This is a genomic window from Rothia sp. HMSC062H08 (assembly GCF_001810775.1).
Lineage (GTDB): Bacteria > Actinomycetota > Actinomycetes > Actinomycetales > Micrococcaceae > Rothia.
Map to the genome: position 1 here is coordinate 90,715 of NZ_KV802667.1, position 9,091 is coordinate 99,805.

Consider the following 9,091-nt stretch of genomic DNA (forward strand, 5'->3'; position numbering starts at 1 on the left):
TGCGGGAGCCTCAGCAACCGGAGCGGGAGCTGCGGGAGCAGCAGCTGCGGGAGCAGCCGGTGCAGCAGCGCCGGAACCGTCGCCAATGATAGCCAGAGCAGCGCCAACCTCGACGTCCTCGTCCTCGGGGACGAGAATCTGCTCAACAACGCCTGCTACGGGGGAGGGGACCTCGGTGTCAACCTTGTCGGTGGAAACCTCAACCAGGGGTGCGTCAACCTCAATGGTGTCGCCGACCTCAACGAGCCAGCGGGTAACGGTACCCTCGGTCACGGACTCGCCCAGTGCGGGCAGTACTACGGTGTGGGACATAATCTTTCCCGTTCTCCTTGTGAATGCTTGAACTAGAAAAATGTGAGCGGCGACCCGGATGCGCGCCGTATGCGTCAAAGCACGTCGACGCGCATCCGGATAGGGGCGTTGTTCAGCGGATACGCCCGGCAACCGCTAACGACCAACGGTCGTCAATACTAAGCTGACGCGCTAACGCCAGTCAGCAAAATTTATGCGCTGTGCAGCGGGGTGCCGTTCAGGACCATTGCAGCCTCACCCAGGGACTCGTTCTGAGTCGGGTGTGCGTGGATGAACTTAGCGACGTCCTCGGGGAATGCTTCCCAAGCAACCCACATCTGAGCCTCACCAATCTGCTCACCCATGCGCTTACCAATAGCGTGAACACCAACGATGGGGCCGTCCTTCTGGCGGACAACCTTCACGATACCGGTAGCACCGAGGATAGAGGACTTACCGTTACCAGCCAGGTTGTACTCAGCGGTCTCAACGTTCTCAGCGCCGAACTTCTCCTTAGCCTTGGGCTCGGAGTAACCAACAGAAGCAATCTCCGGGTCACAGAAGGTGACCTTGGGGATGTTGATGTCTTCAACGATGGTGGGGTTCAGGCCAGCGATTTCCTCAGCAACGAAGATACCCTGCTGGTAACCGCGGTGAGCCAGCTGAACGCCGGGGACGATGTCGCCAACAGCGTAGATGTTGCCAACGCCGGTGTGCAGGCGCTCGTTAGCCAGGACGAAGCCGCGATCCATGGGGATGCCCTGCTCCTCGTAGCCCATGTTTGCGGTGTTCGGGCCACGACCAACAGCGACCAGAACGATCTCTGCCTCGAAGACCTTGCCGTCAGCCAGGGTGACCTTAGCACCGTTAGCGTCCTGCTCAACCTTCTCGAAGAGGGTGCCGGTGTTGAACTTGATGCCGCGCTTCTTGAACGCACGCTCCAGAACCTTGATGATTGCCGGGTCCTCGTTGGGAACCAGGTTCGGCAGGCCCTCGATGATGGTGACGTCAACGCCCATAGCGTTCCACATGGATGCGAACTCGCAACCAATCACGCCGCCGCCGAGCACGATAGCGCTCTTGGGCAGGTAGTCCATCTCCAGTGCCTCAGTGGAGGTCAGAACGCGACCCTCAATGGGCAGACCGAAGGTCTTGGAGACCGAGCCGGATGCCAGGATAATGTTCTTACCCTTGTACTCAACACCACCGACGGTGATGGTGTCCTGAGCGGTCAGCTTACCCTCGCCGGGGATAACCTCTACGCCCTTCATCTTCAGCAGGCCTGCAAGACCCTTGAACTTACCGGAGACGATGCCGTCCTTGTAATCGCGAACCTTGCCCATCTCGATGGACTGCAGTACAGCGTTAACGCCAACCTTGGACGCCTCGCGTGCATCTTCAGCCAGCTCAGCAGCGTGCAGGTACGCCTTGGTGGGGATACAGCCGGTGTGCAGGCAGGTGCCGCCGACCTTTTCCTTCTCGACCAGGCCGACGGTGAAGCCCAGCTGGCGTGCGCGAATAGCTGCAGAGTAGCCAGCGGAACCGCCGCCGAGGATGAGGATGTCGAATTCTTGAGCCACGATATTGCTCCCTTGCATAGTTGTTGGGGTTGAAACCCCTGCAATGAGTTCTTTTTACCAATTTATTGGTAGGTTCCTCAGCATGCGCGAAAGGCCCGCGAGCTCGAAAAGTCGCGCGCCCTCCACGTACGCAGAAAAACACTTAATACAACAATACCCCCGTTGAAGGTCGTTTAAGTTCACTCAGGGCGGTTTTAGCCGATTAATCGCCCAAACACCCCAAATTTTTCACTACGCAAGAAAAGGGGCGCGTCATAGAACAGCCAGATAACAGCCCCACCACAGCGGTCGCACAGAACCAGTCAAGAACAGACGCAGAGGAGGGCTCCCCGGTAGAAATACCGGAAAGCCCTCCTCAGATCAGCTCTATGCTGTGCGGCTCGCACCAGTTAGGATGCACCAGTTAGGGCGCGCGCCCAGCGAAGCAGACTACTTAGCGTACGACTGGATGAAGTTCACCAGGGTAGCGGTACCGAAGCCGGTACCTTCCTTCGGGGTGAAGCCGTACGGGGACTCCTCATTGAACGCGGGGCCCGCAATATCCAGGTGAGCCCAGGGGATGCCCTCGCCCACGAACTCCTTCAGGAACAGGCCCGCAGTCAGCGCGCCACCGTAGCGGGAACCAATGTTCTTGATGTCAGCAACGGGGGACTCCAGGCTCTTGCGCAGGTAGGACTCCAGCGGCATCGGCCAGTAAGACTCACCCGCAGCAGCGCCGGCTGCAATCACGCGGTCACGAATCTCCTCGTCACCGAGCAGAGCCGCAGTGCGCAGACCCAGAGCAGCCATAGCGGCACCGGTCAGGGTAGCGATATCCAAGATGACGTCCGGGTTCGACTCAGAAGCCAGAGCGATACCATCAGCCATGACCAGGCGACCCTCAGCGTCAGTGTTCAGCACCTCAACGGTACGGCCATCACGCATGGTGATAATGTCCTCCGGGCGCAGCGCGTGACCGCCGGGCATGTTCTCAGCCAGGCACAGGTAGCCGGTCACAGCAACCGGAACATCCAGCTCAGCAGAAGCAACCACAGCGCTCAGAACCGATGCCGCACCAGCCATATCGCACTTCATGGTCATCATCGAAGCGGCAGGCTTCAGCGAGTTACCACCGGTATCGAAGGTGATACCCTTACCAACCAGAGCAACGTGAGCCTTCGGGTTCTCCGGGGTGTACTTCACAACGGCAAGAACCGGCTTGCGGGGCGAACCCTGACCAACACCGGAAATGCCGCCGAAGCCCTCCTCTGCCAGGCGGTCGTGGTGGAACAGTTCAATCTCAATGTTCGAGTAATCCTCAGCGACCTCAGCAGCGAACTCAGCGAAAGTCTCCGGGTACAGGTGCGACGGGGGCAGGTTCACCAGGCGGCGAGCGTCCTTAGCGGTCTCGCCCAGAACCAGGCCGTGCACCAGAGCCTCTTCAGCCTCTTCCTGATCAATCGAAGAAACAATCAGAATGGACTCGATTTCTTCCTTGATCGAATCCTTGGTCTTGAAACGCAGACCCTCTTCAATGAAGTTGCCCAGCACAGCGCCGTGAGCAATAGCCTCAATTTCCTCTACCGAAGAAACGCCGAAATCGAAAGCAACCTCCTCAGCGGAACCAACCAGCTGACGAGCCGCAGAACCGGCAGCGTAACGCAGAGCATCCAGGCGCTCCTGACCCTCAGCGGTATCAGAGCCCAGACCCGCCAGCGCCACAATGCCGGCACCGGTGTCCTCAAGACCAGGCAGACGCAGCAGCTGATCGGGTGCGCCCGAAGCGCCCAGCGCCTCCAGCAACTCGTTAATACCCTCAACAGAGTCCTCAGACAGGGAGCTCGGCGCCAGGTACGGGCCGTCCGAACCCTTCAAAACGCCCAGAACCAGAACGTCAGCTTCGAGCGCTTCAAGGTCGGTGCTGTGAATAGACAGAGACAGAGACATCGTTACTCCTTTGCGTATGTCTTCTCAAATAGTCGGGGCACATCCTCGCGCCCGAAAAACTCAACTGTAGGCCCTCGAAGAGTGAGGATGAATACCGCCGCGCAAAGCCACGCGGACTACTGCTTCTACTCTACACGGATATGTAGGAGGGCGTGAGGTTCAGCTCTCACCCCGAACAGCTGGCAGAACAGAAAAATGCACAAGAAGCCGAGCTGCAGCGCCTTAAGAACGTCGACGAGACACCAAGCAAGTTCACCTACTGCGAGAAAAGCCCGCACACTGTCGAGACAGGGCAGTAGTGGCATAAAATGAAAGACTAAGGAAAACGTCAGATAACAGAAGACGCCCCTTCGCCCCGAGCACAGAACTGCTGAGATACGTTTGTGCGCGGCGCGAACCAGACAGAAGTGAGGAGGCACGATGCTCAACCCCGAAGATCTCTACTTAGCCAACACCAAAATATTGGACGACCCCAGGATGCACGGGCTAACCCTCGTCATCGCCCTCTCCAGCCCGCAAGACGCAGGCTCCACCGCCGGCCAGCTCGGACAGGTGCTACTCAGCGAACTCAAAAACATTGAAATCGTCGAGTTCGACAGCGACCAGCTGCACAACTACCGTGCCCGCCGCCCCTACATTCGCTACGAAAAAGACCATTTCGAAACGCCGCAATACCCGCAGCTGAAGCTCTACGCCGTAGAAGATAGCCTCGACAAGCCGTTCCTGCTGCTCACCGGTGCCGAACCGGATCTGCAGTGGCAGCGCTTCGAAAAGGCGGTGCTGACCATCGCCCAGCGGGTCAAGCCATCCCTGGTCGTGCTGGTCTCCGCATTCCCCATGCCGGTGCCGCACACCCGCCCCTTCCCGATTACCGCGCACGGTTCCCGCAAGGACCTGATTCACGGCATCTCCCCGTGGAAGCCCAGCGCGGACGTGCACGCGACCGTCACCAACCTGTTGGAAGTGCTCTTCACCGAAAACGGAATCGACACCGTCGGCTTCGGCGTGAACATTCCCCAGTACATTTCGGAGGCGGACCTGCCGCAGGGCACCCTCACCGCCCTCGAACACGTGGGCATGGCGGCGCACCTCTCCCTACCCACCGAGAACCTGCGCGAAGCCGCACGCCACGTGCACAGCCAGATCAACGATCAGGTCAAGCAGAACCCCGAAATCGGTCGCATGATCACGGCCATGGAAGAGAACTACGACGAGAACTTCCGCACCTCCGATATTGCGATTCCCCTCTCGCGACGCGACGCGCACAACGTGCCCAGCCGCGACGAGATTGGTGCGCTCTTCGAGCGGTTCCTCGACGAACAGTAAAGCGTGCGCAGTAGGGGAAAGCACTCGGGGCGCCCTTACTCTGCATGACGGAATATGACGCGGCACCCCGCGCCGCTGTGGACAAACCCCGGTAAACAAACGAACAATACGAATAAATCTGTGGAACCAACGGACACATGAACCGAAGTATCCACAGATTTATTCGTTTAACCTGAGCACCCGCACAAACCATGCCACCGTGAAGGCATGAACGCAAATAATATCCCCAATGGCAACATCCCCAACGGCAATACCCCCAACAGCGACCACTTCCACAGCGGCTACGACACGCCCCCGCCCATCCGCAACGAATACGACGTGCTCAGCTGCGCCCTCCACCAGCACGGCTACTGGCCCGACCACTCACTCATCATCCTCACCGCAACCGATGACACCCTCGGCCCCAGCCTGCGCGTCAACCTACCCGACGAACCCTGCACCCACAGCGAACGCGCCGACTTCCTACACGAAACCTTCACCAAACTCCCCACCCACCACAACGGCGAAACCCTCACCCGCTTCTACGCCATCATCATCGACGGCGACAACACCGTACGCCAACGCCAACTGCACCCCAACACCGCGCAACTTGCCGCCATCGAAGAAATCCAACAGGACGTCGACACCCAAATCCCCATCAACGCATGGCTCCACCTGCTCCACGACCCGCGCATCGTCAGCGAACTACGCTGCGAAGACGTCATCTACGCAGGCGGCGCCAGCATCTGGGCGCTCAACCCCGAACAGCAAGCACTCACTCTCCTCGCACCCATCGAAGAAATCCGCCACAGCAGCTACTACACCTGGCTCACCCGCCACGGCGACACCATCGCCGACACCGCCCAACACAACTACGCCCACAGCCACTGGGACACCGACCCCACAGCCAACCCCGAAACCCGCCACGACTGGGAAAACGCCGTAGAACTCTGGGACCACACCCACACCACCCGCCACGACGAAGCCCGCCAGGGCGTCCGCACCATCTACCGCCAAGCCCAAATCGACCTCTGCTACTGGGACGCCGCCATCAACGCCGCCGCGCACCTGCTCACCACCCACCCGGTCGATAACGCGGGCAACCCCATCACCGGTGACGCGCCCACCATCGGCGACGCACTCCGTGAACTCATCCCCGCCGAAATCGCCGGGCACCTACGCGCCTCCATCGCGCCCGCAACCCTCAACCCCATCACCGCCGAAATGCTCACCTACCTCGCCGGCTACGGGCTCAACCACGCCCAAAAAGCGCTCGCCTACCTGCACTACTCCGCCCAATACACCTACCACGCCTTCGGCGGCGAATACCCCAGCACCGACCGCGCGCCGCTCGAACCACCCCGCTACGGCACCCGCATCACCCGCAAAACCTACATCCCCGCCAGCTTCACCCACGCACTCAGCGCCACAGTAGGCACCGAACAGCCACACGTACGCGCCGTGCCCGAAAAATGCGTGCAATGGCAAGACTGGATCCGCCGCACCCACCGCACTATCCAACAGAGCCGCACCATTCAACAGAACCGCAGCAACCGGCACACCAACCTCAACGGCTGGGCACTCGAAAACCTCACCCCCGCCGACCTCGCCAGCGCCGCCGAACTCAACACCATCAGCCGCGACCTGCTCCCACGCCTCGAGGAACACTCCAAAGACCACAACGCCCACAACAAACTCGAAAGCCTCCAACAACGAATCGACGAAAGCTGCACCAACAGCGAATACCTCACCAAACACCACGCCGTCTACACCCACTACCTCAACGCCCTCAAAGGAAAACTAGACAGCCCCCACTGGGCACGCCTCAACGCACTCGAACTACTCACCAGCCTGCTCACACCCCACAGCACCGACGGAGAATACGCCGAACTACGCAACACCCAAGCCTGGGCCAACTGGTACAAGGGCTACAGCACCTACGCCCGCATGCTCCGCCAAGAAGCCCACCGCCACACATTCGGAAAGGACCTCAACATCCTCGATGTACACCTCAACGCAGGCAACCTACCCGCCTGGATCAAATACACCATCTGCGGCGAACCCGGAACACACCGCGAACCCATCAGCACCCTCAAACCCCGAAAACCTTAAAAGCCCGGCACCTAAAACCGGCACCTAAAAGCGAGGTACAAAACGAGGGAGGGGCGCGCCACCGGGCACGCCCCTCCCGCACACAGCCGCACTCACCCAAAACCAGGCCCACAAGCCACCCAAACAGCGCGTCAAGTTGAAAGCAACCAAAAATCTGCAATACTTATATATTGACCCCGTACAGTCAATGCGCTATAACGCGCCCTCAAACCGCTCCACACAACGAGCAACGGAACCCTGCAAACCGCCCAACGCACGCGGAATAAAACCCGCCCCCCACAGCGTTAAACCGGATAAACGCAGCAAACACCCCGACCGAGGACGCCAGCACAGACTTGACAGGGTCTTAGGTGTTTTGCAGACAAAGCACCCCACCACAAGCCAGAAAGGGTTCTAGTGGCACCTGCAACCAGCAAGAAGACCGTGACCGGCGACGCAACCGAAGAAACCGTCGCAAAAACAACCACCAAGACCACCCGCACCAAGAAGGCAACCACCAAAGCCGCAGCGGCAACCGAAGACACCACCGGCGCAACCGCCGAAACCGGTGCTGAAACCACTGCCGAAACTACTGCCGAAACCGAGGCAGACAAGCCCAAGCGCACCCGCAAAACCACCACCACCACCAAAACCGCAACCAAGCGCAAGACCGGTGGCCGCCGCAAAAAGAGCGACGACGAATTCGACCTCGGACTCGACGAAGAACTCGAAACCACCGACGGCGAAGACGAAACCGACGAAGAAGACGAAGAAACCGCAGCCAAAATAGAAGAAAAGAAGGCCGCAGAAGCAGTAGCAGCCAAGGGCTCCGGCTTCGTCCTCACCGCAAACGACGACGACGACGCACCCGCACAGCGCGTCGTCACCCCCGGCGCAACCGCCGACCCCGTCAAGGACTACCTCAAGCAAATCGGCAAAGTCTCCCTGCTCAACGCACAGCAGGAAGTCGACCTCGCCAAGCGCATCGAAGCAGGCCTCTACGCCGAACACAAGCTCGCTGAAAACCCCGACATGGACAAAGACCTCAAGAAAGCCCTGCGTTGGGTCGTCCACGACGGCAAGCGAGCCAAAAACCACCTGCTCGAAGCCAACCTGCGACTCGTCGTCTCCCTTGCCAAGCGCTACACCGGCCGCGGCATGCTCTTCCTCGACCTCATCCAGGAAGGCAACCTCGGCCTCATCCGCGCCGTCGAAAAGTTCGACTACTCCAAGGGCTTCAAGTTCTCCACCTACGCAACCTGGTGGATCCGCCAGGCCATCACCCGCGCAATGGCAGACCAGGCCCGCACCATCCGCATCCCCGTGCACATGGTAGAAGTCATCAACAAGCTCGCCCGCGTGCAGCGCCAGATGCTCCAGGACCTCGGCCGCGAACCCACCCCCGAAGAACTCGGCAAGGAACTCGACATGACCCCCGAAAAGGTCATCGAAGTCCAGAAGTACGGCCGCGAACCCATCTCCCTGCACACCCCCCTCGGTGAAGACGGCGACTCCGAATTCGGCGACCTCATCGAAGACTCCGAAGCAGTCGTCCCCGCAGACGCAGTGTCCTTCACCCTTCTGCAGGAACAGCTCCACTCCGTACTCGACACCCTCTCCGAGCGTGAAGCCGGCGTGGTCGCAATGCGCTTCGGCATGACCGACGGCCAGCCCAAGACCCTCGACGAAATCGGCAAGGTCTACGGCGTGACCCGCGAACGAATCCGCCAGATCGAGTCCAAGACCATGTCTAAGCTCCGTCACCCGTCGCGTTCGCAGGTACTGCGCGACTACCTGGACTAGTACTCCGACTACCAACAACGGCGCACCGGTTCCCGCTCGCGGGGGAGTGCCCCCTCTGCGGCGCCGGGGCGCCTTGAGGACGGAGCCCCCGCTCC

At 60.0% G+C, this 9,091-nt stretch carries 6 protein-coding genes; 3 read left to right on the forward strand and 3 right to left on the reverse strand.

Features of this window, described 5'->3' with window-relative positions; all coding sequences use genetic code 11:
* From HMPREF2765_RS04995 to HMPREF2765_RS05005, 3 genes are all read right to left on the reverse strand, one after another.
* The coding region (locus tag HMPREF2765_RS04995) for a biotin/lipoyl-containing protein (protein WP_305793653.1) at positions 1-312 on the reverse strand (312 nt) is incomplete at its 3' end.
* Between the two features lie 191 nt (positions 313-503).
* Positions 504-1,889, reverse strand: coding sequence for a dihydrolipoyl dehydrogenase (lpdA, locus tag HMPREF2765_RS05000; RefSeq protein WP_070604505.1), 1,386 nt, complete (start codon positions 1,887-1,889; stop codon positions 504-506).
* A 411-nt stretch (positions 1,890-2,300) separates the two neighbouring features.
* Positions 2,301-3,797 (reverse strand): leucyl aminopeptidase, encoded by a 1,497-nt coding sequence (locus HMPREF2765_RS05005; RefSeq protein WP_070604508.1) that lies wholly within the window; start codon positions 3,795-3,797, stop codon positions 2,301-2,303.
* A 420-nt stretch (positions 3,798-4,217) separates the two neighbouring features.
* Here HMPREF2765_RS05005 and HMPREF2765_RS05010 point away from each other — a divergent pair, with 420 nt between their 5' ends.
* From HMPREF2765_RS05010 to HMPREF2765_RS05020, 3 genes are all read left to right on the forward strand, one after another.
* Positions 4,218-5,123, forward strand: coding sequence for a PAC2 family protein (locus tag HMPREF2765_RS05010; RefSeq protein WP_012903264.1), 906 nt, complete (start codon positions 4,218-4,220; stop codon positions 5,121-5,123).
* A 207-nt stretch (positions 5,124-5,330) separates the two neighbouring features.
* Complete coding sequence (locus HMPREF2765_RS05015) at positions 5,331-7,214, forward strand: hypothetical protein (protein WP_049342161.1); 1,884 nt, start codon at positions 5,331-5,333, stop codon at positions 7,212-7,214.
* A gap of 396 nt (positions 7,215-7,610) precedes the next feature.
* Entirely contained in the window at positions 7,611-8,996 is a 1,386-nt protein-coding gene (locus tag HMPREF2765_RS05020) for an RNA polymerase sigma factor (RefSeq protein ID WP_049349549.1), read from the forward strand.
* Positions 8,997-9,091 lie beyond the last annotated feature (95 nt).

What these genes read in the sequence shown, in the direction of transcription:
- lpdA (WP_070604505.1), bottom strand. Translation starts at nt 1,889, where the DNA reads ATGCAAGGGAGCAATATCGTGGCTCAAGAATTCGACATCCTCATCCTC.
- HMPREF2765_RS05005 (WP_070604508.1), bottom strand. Translation starts at nt 3,797, where the DNA reads ATGTCTCTGTCTCTGTCTATTCACAGCACCGACCTTGAAGCGCTCGAA.
- HMPREF2765_RS05010 (WP_012903264.1), top strand. Translation starts at nt 4,218, where the DNA reads ATGCTCAACCCCGAAGATCTCTACTTAGCCAACACCAAAATATTGGAC.
- HMPREF2765_RS05015 (WP_049342161.1), top strand. Translation starts at nt 5,331, where the DNA reads ATGAACGCAAATAATATCCCCAATGGCAACATCCCCAACGGCAATACC.